Source organism: Streptomyces marinisediminis, from assembly GCF_026262575.1.
Classification (GTDB): domain Bacteria; phylum Actinomycetota; class Actinomycetes; order Streptomycetales; family Streptomycetaceae; genus Streptomyces; species Streptomyces marinisediminis.
The window spans coordinates 78,048-91,129 of record NZ_JAPKFL010000002.1 but is presented as its reverse complement, the minus strand read 5'-3'; the positions used below and the strand labels follow the sequence as shown (position 1 = coordinate 91,129).

The 13,082-nt window shown below is 73.3% G+C and carries 11 protein-coding genes and 1 riboswitch; of the genes, 9 read left to right on the top strand and 2 right to left on the bottom strand.

Annotation, left to right across the window (positions count from 1 at the left end; genetic code table 11):
- Nucleotides 1-65 precede the first annotated feature (65 nt).
- Entirely contained in the window at nt 66-1,349 is a 1,284-nt protein-coding gene (locus tag OSB71_RS02070) for a L,D-transpeptidase (RefSeq protein WP_265943513.1), read from the top strand.
- A 52-nt stretch (nt 1,350-1,401) separates the two neighbouring features.
- Here the strand turns inward: OSB71_RS02070 and OSB71_RS02065 are convergent, their stop codons facing one another.
- Nucleotides 1,402-1,803 (bottom strand): hypothetical protein, encoded by a 402-nt coding sequence (locus OSB71_RS02065; protein ID WP_265943511.1) that lies wholly within the window; start codon nt 1,801-1,803, stop codon nt 1,402-1,404.
- 189 nt (nt 1,804-1,992) lie between these two features.
- On the opposite strand from OSB71_RS02065, the gene ctaE reads away from it, so the two are divergent.
- The 6 genes from ctaE to OSB71_RS02035 all read left to right on the top strand — a co-directional run bounded on the left by ctaE (nt 1,993) and on the right by OSB71_RS02035 (nt 9,297).
- Nucleotides 1,993-2,613, top strand: coding sequence for an aa3-type cytochrome oxidase subunit III (ctaE, locus tag OSB71_RS02060; RefSeq protein ID WP_265943509.1), 621 nt, complete (start codon nt 1,993-1,995; stop codon nt 2,611-2,613).
- A gap of 69 nt (nt 2,614-2,682) precedes the next feature.
- Nucleotides 2,683-3,507 carry a cytochrome bc1 complex diheme cytochrome c subunit gene (gene qcrC, locus OSB71_RS02055; protein WP_265943507.1) on the top strand — a complete coding sequence of 275 codons (825 nt, stop codon included), beginning with the start codon at nt 2,683-2,685 and terminating at the stop codon, nt 3,505-3,507.
- Nucleotides 3,504-4,577, top strand: coding sequence for a cytochrome bc1 complex Rieske iron-sulfur subunit (qcrA, locus tag OSB71_RS02050; protein ID WP_265943505.1), 1,074 nt, complete (start codon nt 3,504-3,506; stop codon nt 4,575-4,577). Before qcrC ends, qcrA begins: the two co-directional genes overlap by 4 nt.
- A complete protein-coding gene (qcrB, locus tag OSB71_RS02045) occupies nt 4,574-6,211 on the top strand; it encodes a cytochrome bc1 complex cytochrome b subunit (RefSeq protein ID WP_265943503.1) in 1,638 nt (545 codons plus the stop codon). Before qcrA ends, qcrB begins: the two co-directional genes overlap by 4 nt.
- 190 nt (nt 6,212-6,401) lie before the next feature.
- On the top strand, nt 6,402-7,466 hold the full coding sequence (gene trpD, locus OSB71_RS02040) for an anthranilate phosphoribosyltransferase (RefSeq protein ID WP_265943501.1): 1,065 nt from the start codon (nt 6,402-6,404) through the stop codon (nt 7,464-7,466).
- 244 nt (nt 7,467-7,710) lie between these two features.
- Nucleotides 7,711-7,829, top strand: a riboswitch (SAM riboswitch).
- 127 nt (nt 7,830-7,956) lie between these two features.
- On the top strand, nt 7,957-9,297 hold the full coding sequence (locus tag OSB71_RS02035) for an aminotransferase class V-fold PLP-dependent enzyme (protein ID WP_265943499.1): 1,341 nt from the start codon (nt 7,957-7,959) through the stop codon (nt 9,295-9,297).
- Nucleotides 9,298-9,388: 91 nt separating this feature from the next.
- On the opposite strand, the gene OSB71_RS02030 is transcribed toward OSB71_RS02035, so the two are convergent.
- Nucleotides 9,389-9,670, bottom strand: coding sequence for an Lrp/AsnC family transcriptional regulator (locus OSB71_RS02030; RefSeq protein WP_265943497.1), 282 nt, complete (start codon nt 9,668-9,670; stop codon nt 9,389-9,391).
- Nucleotides 9,671-10,181: 511 nt separating this feature from the next.
- On the opposite strand from OSB71_RS02030, the gene OSB71_RS02025 reads away from it, so the two are divergent.
- The gene (locus tag OSB71_RS02025; protein WP_265943494.1) at nt 10,182-11,540 is read left to right on the top strand and encodes an NYN domain-containing protein; all 1,359 of its coding nucleotides are present in this window, start codon (nt 10,182-10,184) and stop codon (nt 11,538-11,540) included.
- A 314-nt stretch (nt 11,541-11,854) separates the two neighbouring features.
- On the top strand, nt 11,855-12,907 hold the full coding sequence (locus OSB71_RS02020; protein ID WP_265943492.1) for a C40 family peptidase: 1,053 nt from the start codon (nt 11,855-11,857) through the stop codon (nt 12,905-12,907).
- Nucleotides 12,908-13,082 lie beyond the last annotated feature (175 nt).

Sequence of the window (13,082 nt, the reverse complement as noted above, 5' to 3'; positions counted from 1 at the left end):
CGGGGATGACCCGTTTGTACGTATCCAACGCGCCCAGAGAGCCTACTCTTCATACTTTTTAGGACATGAGGCACGGGACGCATGGATCGAAACGAATCGCGCAGGGCTGTGCCCTGCTGGTGGCGTCGGCGATAACCGCGACCGCCTGCGCCAACTCCTCCGACCCCTTGGCCGCCGAACCCTACGACGCCGCCGACCACGTCGCCGTCAACGCGGGCGAAGTCGCCGTCAGCGCGGGCGGGCGGGGCTCCCGTCCGGTCGCCGCCGACCAGCCCCTGGAGGTCACCGCCACCGGGGACGAGGGCCGCATCACCGACGTCGTGGTCGTCGACCGGATCGGCCGCCAGGTGCGCGGCGAACTCTCCGCCGACGGCGCGCGGTGGCGCAGCACCAGCCCGCTGGCCGCGGACGCCGCCTACACCGTGCGGGTCAGCACCGAGAACGCGGACGGCCGCCGCGGCCGCACCGAGTCCACCTTCGCGACGCGCGCCGTGCCCGAGAGCCAGCGGCTCGGCGTGGAGTTCGGCCCCGAGGCGGGGACCTACGGCGTCGGCCAGCCGATCACGGCCGAGCTGACCGAGGAGGTCAAGGAGCCCGACCAGCGCCGCGTCGTCGAACGCGCCCTGGTGGTGAACTCCACGCCCAAGGTCACCGGAGCCTGGCACTGGGTGGACGGCACGAAGCTGCACTACCGCCCGAAGGAGTACTGGCCCGCCCACGCGTCCATCACCGTGGAGAGCCGCCTGAACGGCCTCCCCATCCGCAAGGGCCTCTACGGCGGCGCGACCGACCCGCTGAAGCTGCAGACCGGCGACCGGGTGGAGGCCGTGGCGGACGCCGAGAGCCTGCGGATGACCGTCCGGCGCGACGGGGAGGTCGTCAACACCTTCCCCATCACCACCGGCAAGGCCGGGTTCCGCACCCGCAACGGCACCAAGGTGGTGCTCGGACAGGAGTCCTTCGTCCGGATGCGCAGCACCAGCATCGGCATAGGCCCCGGCAGCGCGGAGTACTACGACCTGCCGGTGCACTGGGCCACCCGGCTGACCTGGAGCGGCGAGTACGTGCACGCGGCGCCCTGGTCGGTGGGCTCCCAGGGGTACGCGAACGTCAGCCACGGCTGCACGGGCATGTCGACCTCCGACGCGCGGTGGTTCTTCGAGAACGTCCGCGCCGGCGACCTGGTGACCCACGTCAACACCGAGGGCACCGACATGCCCGCGTTCGGCAACGGCTTCGGTGACTGGAACCTGTCCTGGACGGAGTGGCTGGCCGGCAGCGCGCTGGCCGCGGAGTCCGCGGACGGCGGACAGCCCGGCGGCCGGAGCGCGCCGCGCCCGTCGGTGTGAGCCCGCCGGACGCCGGCCCGCCCGGAGGCCGGGCCGGCGTCCCGCTGAGCCGTCAGGCGGCCGCGGAGGGCGTGCGGCGCAGCAGCCCGGCGAGGGCGTCGGCCACCGCCGCCGGGTCCACCGGGTGGGCGACGACGGCCTCGGCGCGGCTCCAGGTCGCCAGCCAGGAGTCCTGCGGGCGCCCGATCAGGAGCAGCACCGGGGGGCACTGGTAGATCTCGTCCTTGATCTGGCGGCACACGCCCATCCCGCCGGCCGGGACGGCCTCGCCGTCCAGCACGCAGGCGTCGATCCCGCCGGCCTCCAGGGCGCTGAGCACCGCGGGCAGCGTGGCGCACTCCAGGTAGGTCACGGCCGGGCCGTCCGCGGCCGGGCGCCGGCCGGCCGCCAGCCGCACCTGCTCGCGGGTGCCCGCGTCGTCGCTGTAGACCAGCACCGTGGCAGTGGGCTGCATCGTTCCTCCGCGTTCGTCTTCACAACAGGGCTGAACAGGTGGTGCGCGTACAGGCCGGATGCTACTCCCTCGCCCCCGCCGCGGCACAGCTCCGCGCGTCCCCCGTACGGGCCCGTTTGGCCAGGACACAGGGGGTGGACACACCGAACAGCACCCCCCGGAGTGAGGACGGAATAAGCGACCGACATAATGTCGGTCGTGGCGACAGCAACAGCAGTAGAAACCGGGCACGCGCACCCGTCGGTCAACCGGCCGAACCTCACCAGCGTCGGGACCATCATCTGGCTGAGTTCCGAGCTGATGTTCTTCGCGGCCCTCTTCGCGATGTACTTCACCGCGCGGTCGGTCATGGGAGCGGAGTTCTGGTCCGAGAAGGCGGACGCGCTCAACCTGCCCTTCGCGCTCGGCAACACGACGATCCTGGTGCTCTCCTCCCTCACCTGCCAGCTCGGCGTCTTCGCCGCCGAGCGCGGTGACGTGAAGAAGCTCCGTGCGTGGTTCGTGGTCACCTTCATCATGGGTGCCGTCTTCATCGGCGGGCAGATCGTCGAGTACGTGGAGCTGGTCAAGCACGAGGGCCTGTCGCTCTCGTCGGACGCCTACGGGTCGGTGTTCTACCTGACCACCGGCTTCCACGGCCTCCACGTCACCGGTGGTCTGATCGCGTTCCTGTTCGTCCTCGGCCGGACGTACATGGCGCGGCGGTTCACCCACCACCAGGCGACCGCGGCCATCGTCGTGTCCTACTACTGGCACTTCGTCGATGTCGTCTGGATCGGCCTCTTCGCCACGATCTACCTGATCAAGTAGTCCCGGCGCGGCCGGGACACCGCAGAGCCATAAGCATCGACGCAGAAGATCCTGACACCGGGGTAATCCGTGAAAAAGCTCTCCGCACGACGGCGCCATCCGCTGGCGGCGATCGTCGTACTCATCTTCGCGCTGGCGGCCACCGGGGGGCTGTACGCCGCGTTCGCTCCCGCCGGTGAGGCGCAGGCCGGTGAGACGGCCGCCGCCCAGTCCCTTGCCATCGAGGAGGGCAAGAAGCTCTACGCCGTCGGCTGCTCAAGCTGCCACGGCACGGGCGGTCAGGGAACCTCGGACGGCCCCTCGCTGGTCGGCGTCGGTGCGGCCGCCGTGGACTTCCAGGTGGGCACCGGCCGCATGCCCATGCAGGCCCCCGGCGCGCAGGCCCCGGAGAAGCCGAGGATGTACTCCCAGGCCGAGATCGACCAGATGGCCGCCTACATCGCCTCCCTCGGCCCCGGCCCCGCGATCCCCACCGAGGAGCAGTACGGCACCGAGGACCTCAGCGGCGAGGAGATCGCCGAGGGCGGCGTGCTCTTCCGCACCAACTGCGCGCAGTGCCACAACTTCACGGGTGAGGGCGGCGCCCTCACCCGGGGCAAGTACGCCCCGGACCTGACCGACGTCGACGCCAAGTACATCTACGAGGCCCTGCAGACCGGTCCGCAGAACATGCCGTCCTTCCCGGACACCGTGATGCCGGAGAAGGAGAAGCGGCAGATCATCGCCTATCTGCACCAGGTCAACTCCTCCGACGCGAAGACGCCCGGCGGCTTCAAGCTCGGCGGCTACGGCCCCGTGGCCGAGGGCCTGTTCGCCTGGGTGATCGGCCTCCCGATCCTGGTCGGCGTCACGGTCTGGGTCGCGGCCCGCAACGCGAAGGCCAGGAAGTCATGAGTAGCGAGACTGGACCACACGAGACCGTGTCTGACGAGAACCTGCCCGCCGAGCAGGGAGCCGAGCCCGGCACCGCGGCGGAGAAGGCGAACGGCAACCCGTTCGCCGACCCGGGGCTGCCGCCCCACGACGACCGCATCCAGGACATCGACGAGCGGGCCGCCAAGCGCTCCGAGCGCACCGTAGCCCTGCTCTTCGTCGTGTCGATGCTCGCCACGATCGGGTTCATCGCGTCCTACGTGATCATCCCGGTGGAGCAGTACGTCTACCTCTTCCCGCTCGGCCACATCAGCGCGCTGAACTTCGCGCTCGGCATGACGCTGGGCGTCGCGCTGTTCTGCATCGGCGCCGGCGCCGTGCACTGGTCGCGGACGCTGATGAGCGGCCACGAGATGGTGCAGGACCGCTACCCGATCGGGGCCGAGGAGGACACCAAGAGCGCGGCGCTGGCCGCCTTCGGCGACGGTGCCCGCGACTCGCAGCTCGGTCGGCGCAAGCTGATCCGCAACACCATGTTCGGCGCGCTGGCGCTGGTGCCGCTGTCCGGCGTCGTCCTGCTGCGCGACCTCGGGCCGCTGCCGGAGGAGAAGCTGCGCCACACCATGTGGGAGCGCGGCCTGCGGCTGATCAACGAGAACACGATGGAGCCGCTGCGGCCCGAGGACATCGTCGTCGGCTCGCTCTCCTTCGCCATGCCCGAGGGGCTGGAGCCGGAGGGGCACGACTTCCACACGGAGATCGCCAAGGCCGCGCTGATGCTGGTGCGCCTGGAGCCGGAGGACATCAAGGACCCGCAGGAGCTGGACTGGTCCTACGAAGGCATCGTGGCGTACTCGAAGATCTGCACGCACGTCGGCTGCCCGGTCAGCCTCTACGAGCAGCAGACCCACCATGTCCTGTGCCCCTGCCACCAGTCCACGTTCGACCTGGCCGACGGCGCGCGCGTCATCTTCGGCCCGGCCGGCCACCCGCTGCCGCAGCTCCGCATCGGCGTGGACGACGAGGGTTACCTCATGGCGCTGGGCGACTTCGCCGAGCCCGTCGGCCCGAGCTTCTGGGAGCGCGGATGAGTAACACAGAGCACAACCCGCGCCCCCGGGCCAAGGCGCCCGCGGGTGAACGCGTCGCCGACTGGGCGGACGGCCGCCTGGGCATCTACGGCGCGGCCAAGAAGAATCTGCGCAAGGTCTTCCCCGACCACTGGTCCTTCCTGCTGGGCGAGATCGCGCTCTACTCGTTCGTGATCATCCTGCTGACCGGCGTCTACCTGACGCTGTTCTTCAAGCCCAGCATGGCCGAGGTGCACTACCACGGTTCCTACGTACCCATGCAGGGCGTGGTCATGTCCGAGGCGTACGCGTCGACGCTGGACATCAGCTTCGACGTGCGCGGCGGTCTGCTGATGCGCCAGATCCACCACTGGGCGGCGCTGATCTTCCTGGTGTCGATGTTCGTGCACATGCTGCGCGTCTTCTTCACCGGCGCGTTCCGCAAGCCGCGCGAGCTGAACTGGCTGTTCGGCTTCCTGCTGCTCGTGCTGGGCATGTTCACCGGCTTCACCGGCTACTCGCTGCCGGACGACCTGCTCTCGGGCACCGGTCTGCGGTTCGTGCAGGGTGCGGTCCTGTCCGTGCCCGTCATCGGCACCTACCTGGCGATGTTCCTCTACGGCGGGGAGTTCCCCGGCACGGACATCATCCCCAGGCTCTTCGCCGTTCACGTACTGCTGCTGCCCGGGCTGATGCTGGGTCTGGTGGTCGCCCACCTGATCCTGGTCTTCTACCACAAGCACACCCAGTACCCGGGCCCCGGCCGGACCAACAAGAACGTCGTGGGCTTCCCGCTCATGCCGGTCTACATGGCCAAGGCGGGCGGCTTCTTCTTCCTGGTCTTCGGCGTCATCGCCGCGATCTCGGCCGTCTTCCAGATCAACCCGGTGTGGGTCATCGGGCCGTACCGTCCGGACCAGGTGTCCACCAACGCCCAACCCGACTGGTACATGGGCTTCTCGGAGGGCCTGATCCGGATCATGCCGGGCTGGGAGTGGGTCATCCCGACCGGGCACACGATCAACTTCGGCGTGTTCGTCCCGCTGATGGTCTTCCCGCTGGTACTGGCCGTCATGGCGCTCTACCCGTTCTTCGAGTCCTGGGTGACCAAGGACAAGCGCGAGCACCACCTGCTGGACCGGCCGCGCAACGCCCCGACGCGCACCGGCATCGGCGCCGCGTGGATCAGCTGGTACTTCGTGATGCTCGTCGGCGGCGGCAACGACCTGTGGGCCATCTTCTTCGACATGTCGATCAACGCGATCACGTGGTTCGCGCGCATCGGGTTCTTCGCCGTGCCGATCCTGACGTTCCTGATCACCCGCCGCATCTGCCTGGGACTCCAGCGCCGGGACCGCGACAAGGTGCTGCACGGCCGGGAGACCGGCATCATCAAGCGCCTGCCGCACGGCGAGTTCGTCGAGGTGCACGAGCCGCTGCCGCAGGACCAGCTCCACCTGCTCACCCAGCACGACCAGCCCAAGCCCGCCGAGCTGCCGCCCCCCACCGACGGGCACGGCGTCCGGCGCAAGGTGGGACCGGTGGAGAAGCTGCGCGTGCGCATCAACCGCGGCTACTACGGGCCGAAGGCACAGATCCCCAAGCCGACGGTCCGGGAGTACGAGGAGATCACCAGCGGCCACGGTCACCACTGACCGCCCGCCGCTCGGGCGGCCGCCCGGCCCTGGCGCCGGGCGGCCGCGCACCCGCGGGGCCCCTGCCGCCGTCCGGACGTCCGGACGGTGGTACGGGGCCCCGCGGCGTGGGCGGGGCCGATAGGGTGCGGAGGCGGCGGCCCGACGCGGCCGCGCACCCCGCACCGAGCACAACACCAGGAGCGTGCCCATGAGCGCTGTGACCCCCGCCGGAGGCGACACCATGGCGGACCGCTCCTGGCCGGACGTGCTGAGCGCGCTCCTGGGCGGCCGCGACCTGGCGGCCGAGGACACCACCTGGGCGATGGACCGCATCATGCGCGGTGAGGCCAGCGACGCCCAGATCGCCGGGTTCGCCGTCGCGCTGCGGGCCAAGGGGGAGACGGTCGAGGAGGTCACCGGCCTGGTCAGGGCGATGTACGCGCACGCCCACACCATCGAGGTGCCCGGGCCGACCGTGGACATCGTCGGCACCGGGGGCGACCGGGCGAAGACGGTGAACATCTCCACGATGTCCGCCATCGTCGTGGCCGGGACCGGGGCGAAGGTGGTCAAGCACGGCAACCGGGCCTCCTCGTCGGCGAGCGGGGCCTCGGACGTGCTGGAGAAGCTCGGCGTCAACCTGGAGCTGACGCCGCGGCGGGTGGTGGAGGTCGCCGAGGAGGCCGGCATCACCTTCTGCTTCGCGGTCAAGTTCCACCCCGCGCTGCGGCACGTGGCCGGCGCGCGGCGCGAGCTCGGCGTGCCCACGACGTTCAACTTCCTGGGCCCGCTGACCAATCCGGCGCGGGTGCGCGCGCAGGCCACCGGCGTCGCCGACGCCCGCATGGCGCCGATCCTGGCCGGCGTGCTGGCCGAACGCGGCACGTCCGCGCTGGTGTTCCGCGGCGACGACGGCCTGGACGAGCTGACCGTGACCTCCACCTCCACGGTCTACGTCGTACGGGACGGCGCGGTGCGCGAGGAGCGGTTCGACCCCCGCGACGTGGGCGTCGACCTCGTGCCCCTCCAGGCGCTGCGCGGCGCCGACGCCGCGTACAACGCGGAGGTCGCGCGGCGGCTGCTGGACGGCGAGCGCGGCCCCGTGCGCGACGCCGTGCTGCTCAACTCGGCGGCCGCGCTGGTCGCCCTCGCGCCGGGCGAGGGGCCGCTGACCGGCCAACTGGCCGCGGGCATGGCGCGGGCGGCGGAGTCCGTCGACTCCGGCGCGGCGCGGGCCGCGCTGGAGCGCTGGGCCGCGGCGACGCACCGGTAGGCGGCCCGGCTCCCGGGCGGGCGCGCTCCCGACGGGCGCGCTCTCCCGCCCCCGGGGCGCGTCCGGGACCGACCACCACCCCGGCCCGTCCCGGACCGACGCCGCTCGGCCCGTCTTGGACGCATGCTCCGGGGCGGGCCCCGGCCCGCGTCTCGCGCCGCCACCCCCGCGCCGCCCCCGCCGGCCGGCCGGGGCGGTACGGGCCGGGCTGAGGGGCGGCGCGCCCTGTGGCATACTGCCGTCAGGTCACGAGTGACAGCGACGAAGGCCCCGGCCCGCTGTCCGGCAACCCTCCAACCGTGGCGGGGTGCCCCGGGTGATGACCGGGCCGCACGACAGCAAGGTCTGCGGCAAGCGCGGTCGAGGGAGTCCCCCATGAGCAAGCGAATGCGCTAGGCCCCGTCGGGCCCGGGCCGTCGTGCCCCCGCACACCGCACTCAGCGCTCAGCACTCAGCGCTTCCTCGCCCTTGTCCTCCCTGGAGCTTCACCATGTCCCTGGCCACCACCACGCCCGTCACAGCCTGCACCGAACCGGTCGCGCACGGCTCGCTCGCCGCTCCGCTGCCGGTGCTCGGGGACGGCGTCCGGGTGCCCCTCGCCGACGGCGGCGAGGCCGAGTACGCCGCCCTCGACTACGCCGCGAGCGCCCCCGTCCTGCGCCGGGTGTGGGACGACGTCGCCGCCTACGCGCCGTACTACGGCAGCGTGCACCGGGGCGCCGGGCACCTCTCGCGGCTGTCCACCGAGCTGTTCGAGCGCAGCCGGGCCACCGTCGCGGAGTTCCTCGGCTGCCGCGCCGGCGACCAGGTCGTCTTCACCCGCTCCACCACCGACTCGCTGAACCTGCTCGCCGCCGCCCTGCCCGCCGGCACGCGGGTCTTCGTCTTCGCCGACGGCCACCACGCCGCGCTGCTGCCCTGGCGCGGCCGGCGCACCACCTGGCTCGACCTGCCCGAGAGCCCCGCGCACGCCGTCCGCCTGCTCGACCAGGCGCTCGACGGCGCGCCGGAGGGGCCCAAGCTGGTGTGCGTGACCGGGGCGTCGAACGTCACCGGAGAGCTGTGGCCGGTGGCGGAGCTGGCGGCGGTGGCCCGGCGGCACGGCGCGCGCGTCGTACTGGACGCGGCCCAGCTCGCCCCCCACCACCCGGTGGACCTCGGCGAGCTGGGCGTGGACTGGGCGGCCTTCTCCGGGCACAAGCTCTACGCGCCCTTCGGCGCCGGGGTGCTCGCCGGGCGCGCCGACTGGCTCGCCCAGGCCGAGCCCTACCTCGCGGGCGGCGGCGCGAGTCGCGGCGTGGTGCGCGAGGCGGACGGCACGGTGCGCGTGCAGTGGCACACCGGCGCCGCGCGCCACGAGGCCGGCTCGCCCAACGTCGTCGGTGCCTACGCCATCGCCGCCGCCTGCCGGGCGCTGACCGAGGCGGGCTTCGACCACCTCGTGGCGCGCGAGCAGGCGCTGCTGGGGCGGCTGCTCGCCGGGCTCGCCGGGCTGCCGGGCGTGCGGGTGCTGTCCCTGTTCGGCGTGGACGCCCCCCGGGTGGGCGTGGTGTCCTTCACCGTCGACGGGTGGCGCTGCGCCGACTTCGCGGCCGCGCTCTCCGACGGCTACGGGATCGGCGTGCGCGACGGGCTGTTCTGCGCGCACCCGCTGCTGCGCGCGCTGCTGGGCGTGGCGGCGACGCGCCCGGGGGAGTGCGGGGGCGGGGCGGCGCCCGAGGGGCGGGAGCTGGGTGCGGTGCGGGTCAGCTTCGGCGCCGGCACACCCGTCGAGCACGTCGACCGCTTCCTGACGGCCGCGCGCGAGCTGACCGGCCGGCCGCGCCGCTGACGGGCGGGCGTGCCCCGGGCGGCGGCGCGCTCCGGGCGGGGCGCTTCCCGCTCGGGGCGCTGCGTCGCGCCCGGGAGCCGGGCGCCCGCGCTCAGCCCTCCAGGCCGATCGCGAAGGCGGCCTCCAGGTCGTGCTGGGAGTAGGTGCGGAAGGCGATGTGCGTCTCGGTGGACACCACGCCCGGCACCTTGCTGATGCGCCCGGGGATGACGTCGGCCAGGTCGTCGTGGCGGGCCACCCGCACCATGGCAATCAGGTTGTGCGCGCCGGTCACGGAGTACACCTCGCTCACGCCCTCCAGCGCGGCGATCTGCTCGGCCACCTCCGGGATCGAGTCGGTGCTGGTCTTGATGAGCACGATCGAGGTGATCACGGCCTCGTCACTCCCTCCGGTCGCCTGAGCGGGCCCGCTCACTCTAGCCTCCGGACGGGCGGCCGGGCGGCCCGGCCCGGTGGCTCGCCCGGCGGGGGTCACCCGGCTTCGGTGACGGCTCGGCCACGGCGCGCCCCAAGCCGCGCACCGGTCCCGGTCCAGGTCGTAGGGTTGCGCGTACGGCGGCTTGAGCCCGCCTCGACGGCACCCGACAGACGAGGACGAACCATGCCGCTCCCGCAGCACACGGCGGCCCCGCGCCGCCGTCGCGAGCCGTGCGGCGGCCGGGCGCGCCGCGGCGCCGGACGCGCCGGCGGGGCCGGGTACGTCGGCGCGGCCGCGGCGTCCGGCCGGCCGGCCGGGCCCGCGGTGCCGGGGGCCGGGGCGCGCGAGGCGCCGGGCGGGGCGGCGGGACCGGTGCGCCGCCGGTGCGGCGCGGGCCGGGTGGAGCCGGTGGGCCGTCCCGGCGGACGGGGCTGAGGGACGCGAGCGAACGGACGGGAGTCGGGACGTGCAGGAGACGCCGGGCGGTGAGCCGCGGCCGGAGCGGCAGCGCGCCGCCGAGGCGCTCGACCGCCCGCTGCCCGAACGGGTGCGGCACAAGGTCGTCACCCTCACCAGCGATGCGCTCGGCGCCCTGACCGTCGCGGAGCTTCCCGGGCCGCTGCGCCAGTACGCCCGCTTCACCCCCGCACGCCGGGCGAGGTTCGGCGGCAACGCGATGGCCGCCGCCCTGGAGACGGACACCGCCTTCCGGCAGCGCATCGCCGCGCGGCTGCGGGAGCTGGACCCGGAGCTGACCGAGGCGCTGCGCGTCGGCTCGCCGCCCGCCGCGGCCGACCCGGTCGACGTGGCGGCGCTGGCGTACGTGACGCGGCCCGAGGGCTGGGTCAAGCTCGTGGCCGCGGCCGGTGAGGAGGCCCAGCGGGCCCAGGCCGAGAAGGCGGGCGAGGAGGCCACCCGCGAACTGGCCCGGCTGCGCGCCGAGCTGGCCCAGGCCCGGGAGGCCGGGCGGGACGGCGGCGAGCGGCACCGGGCCGAACTGGAGGCCGCCCGGCGCGAGATGGACGGCCTCAACCGCAGGCTGCGCAGCGCGCAGAGCGACGTCAAGCGCGGTGAGGCGGCGCTGCGCAAGCTGCGTGCCGAGCTGGCGGAGGTGCGGGCCCAGGCGGCGGCGCAGAAGGCGGCGTCCGACAGCGAGGCGCGGCGGCTGCGGGCCCGGGCCGCCGAGGCGGAGTCCGCGCTGGAGGCGGGCCGCCGGGCGGCGCGCGAGGACCGCGGCGTCGCCGACATGCGGGTGCGGCTGCTGCTGGACACCGTGCTGGACGCCGCCCAGGGGCTGCGCCGGGAGCTGGCGCTGCCGCCCGCCGCCCAGCACCCGGCCGACACCGTCGAGGCCGTGGAGCCGGGCCGGATGAGCCCGAAGGACGTCGCCCGCCGCGCGCTGTCCGAGGAGGACCCGGCGCTGCTCGACCAGCTCCTGGCACTGCCGCAGGTGCACCTGCTGGTGGACGGCTACAACGTCACCAAGACCGGCTACCCCACCATGCCGTTGGAGAAGCAGCGGCTGCGGCTGCTCGGGGGGCTGGCGGTGCTGGCCGCGCAGTCGGGCGCCGAGGTCACCTGCGTCTTCGACGGCGCGGAGCTGGCCTCCCCGGTGCTGCTGGCGCCGCCGCGCGGCGTGCGGGTGCTGTTCAGCAAGCCGGGGCAGACGGCCGACGAGCTGATCCGCCGCCTGGTGCGCGCCGAGCCCGCGGGGCGCCCGGTGGTGGTGGTCTCCACCGACCGCGAGGTGGCCGACGGGGTGGCCGAGGCGGGCGCCCGCCCGGTGGCGTCCGCCCTGCTCCTGCGGCGACTTGCCCGCACCTGAACCCCGCGTCCCTTTCGCTCCGTTCGGGCCGTACTTCGCACCCTGTGCCCGCATCGGGTCTTCACGGAGCGTCAAACCGCTGTTGCTATTGGTGTGATGTTGGTAAAGGATGGGCGCCGGGCATGAGATTTTGGCCGCAAGGATTTGAAGCCGCGTTCCGTGGCTGGCTAGTGTCGGGCCCCGAACCTTCGCACGGTCGGTCACCCATCCGGGGTGTCGGCGGAGGTACCGCCTTATCCGCGGCACTGTCGCGGAGCCGGGCCGAGGACGTGCGCGGCGCGGCAGGCGGCTGAGGAAGAAGGAGCTCGCCCCAAGTGGCGTCCCACCGTCGTCCCAAGCAGCCGGGCCGTACCCGCGCGAGCGTGCTCACCGCCACCGCGGCGGCGGCCGTCGCGATGTCGACCAACTCCGCCTACGCCGACCCGGCGCCCGACCGGGACAAGCGGGGCGTGCAGGCCGAGATCGACCGGCTGCACGAGGAGGCGGCGGAGGCCACCGAGAAGTACAACGGCGCCGAGGAGCGGGCCGACGAGCTCCAGGAGCAGGTCGACCGCATCCAGGACTCGGTCGCCCGCGGCCAGGACGAGCTCAACGACCTCCGCAACGCCCTGGGTTCGGCGGCCACCGCGCAGTACCGCAGCGGCGGCCTGGACCCCTCGGTGCAGCTCCTGCTCTCCTCCGACCCGGACGACTACCTGGAGCGGGCCTCCGCGCTCGACCAGCTCAGCGGCAAGCAGGTCGCCGCGCTGGAGCGCATCCAGGACAAGCAGCAGAGCCTGGAGCAGCAGCGCGACAGCGCCGCCGAGAAGCTCGACGACCTCGCCGAGACCCGCGAGGAGCTGGAGGACCAGAAGAAGAAGGTCCAGGGCAAGCTCTCCGAGGCGCAGAAGCTCCTCAACACGCTGACGGAGGAGGAGCGCCAGGAGCGCCTGGAGCGCGAGCAGCGCGCCAGCCGGGCGTCCAACGAGCGCGCCGAGCTCGGCACCCCCGGCAACGAGGCCCCGCCCCCCACCGGGCGCGCGTCCTCCGCGTACGAGGCGGCCACCACCCGCGCCGGTATGCCCTACGCGTGGGGCGCGGAAGGCCCCAACTCCTTCGACTGCTCCGGCCTGATCTACTGGGCCTACAAGCAGGCCGGCATCACCGTGCCCCGCACCTCCCAGGGCCAGTCCAGCGCGGGTACGCGCATCAACTCGATGAGCGACCTGCGCGTCGGCGACCTGGTGATCCTCCGCAACGACCTGGGCCACGTCGGGTTCTACGCGGGCAACGGGCAGATGCTGCACGCGCCCTACCCGGGCACCTCGATCCGCTACGAGTCCATCTCCGGTTCCGGCATGCCGTTCATGTGGGGCGTGCGCATCTAGCTCCCGCTCCCGTGCCGCCCGCGCCCGTCAACGAAGTGGGTTTTCGCTCCCTCCTGCGAGCGAATCGCCGTCGGCGAAACCCGGGGCGCGCAAGCCCGTGACCTGCGTCGCCCTCGCCACCTCGGGGCGGCGCGGCCCACCCGCCGCGTTGGACGCTCCGTGTGCGGCCCGTTAC

What these genes read in the sequence shown, in the direction of transcription:
- OSB71_RS02070 (WP_265943513.1), top strand. Translation starts at nt 66, where the DNA reads ATGAGGCACGGGACGCATGGATCGAAACGAATCGCGCAGGGCTGTGCC.
- OSB71_RS02065 (WP_265943511.1), bottom strand. Translation starts at nt 1,803, where the DNA reads ATGCAGCCCACTGCCACGGTGCTGGTCTACAGCGACGACGCGGGCACC.
- ctaE (WP_265943509.1), top strand. Translation starts at nt 1,993, where the DNA reads ATGTCGGTCGTGGCGACAGCAACAGCAGTAGAAACCGGGCACGCGCAC.
- qcrA (WP_265943505.1), top strand. Translation starts at nt 3,504, where the DNA reads ATGAGTAGCGAGACTGGACCACACGAGACCGTGTCTGACGAGAACCTG.
- qcrB (WP_265943503.1), top strand. Translation starts at nt 4,574, where the DNA reads ATGAGTAACACAGAGCACAACCCGCGCCCCCGGGCCAAGGCGCCCGCG.
- trpD (WP_265943501.1), top strand. Translation starts at nt 6,402, where the DNA reads ATGAGCGCTGTGACCCCCGCCGGAGGCGACACCATGGCGGACCGCTCC.
- OSB71_RS02035 (WP_265943499.1), top strand. Translation starts at nt 7,957, where the DNA reads ATGTCCCTGGCCACCACCACGCCCGTCACAGCCTGCACCGAACCGGTC.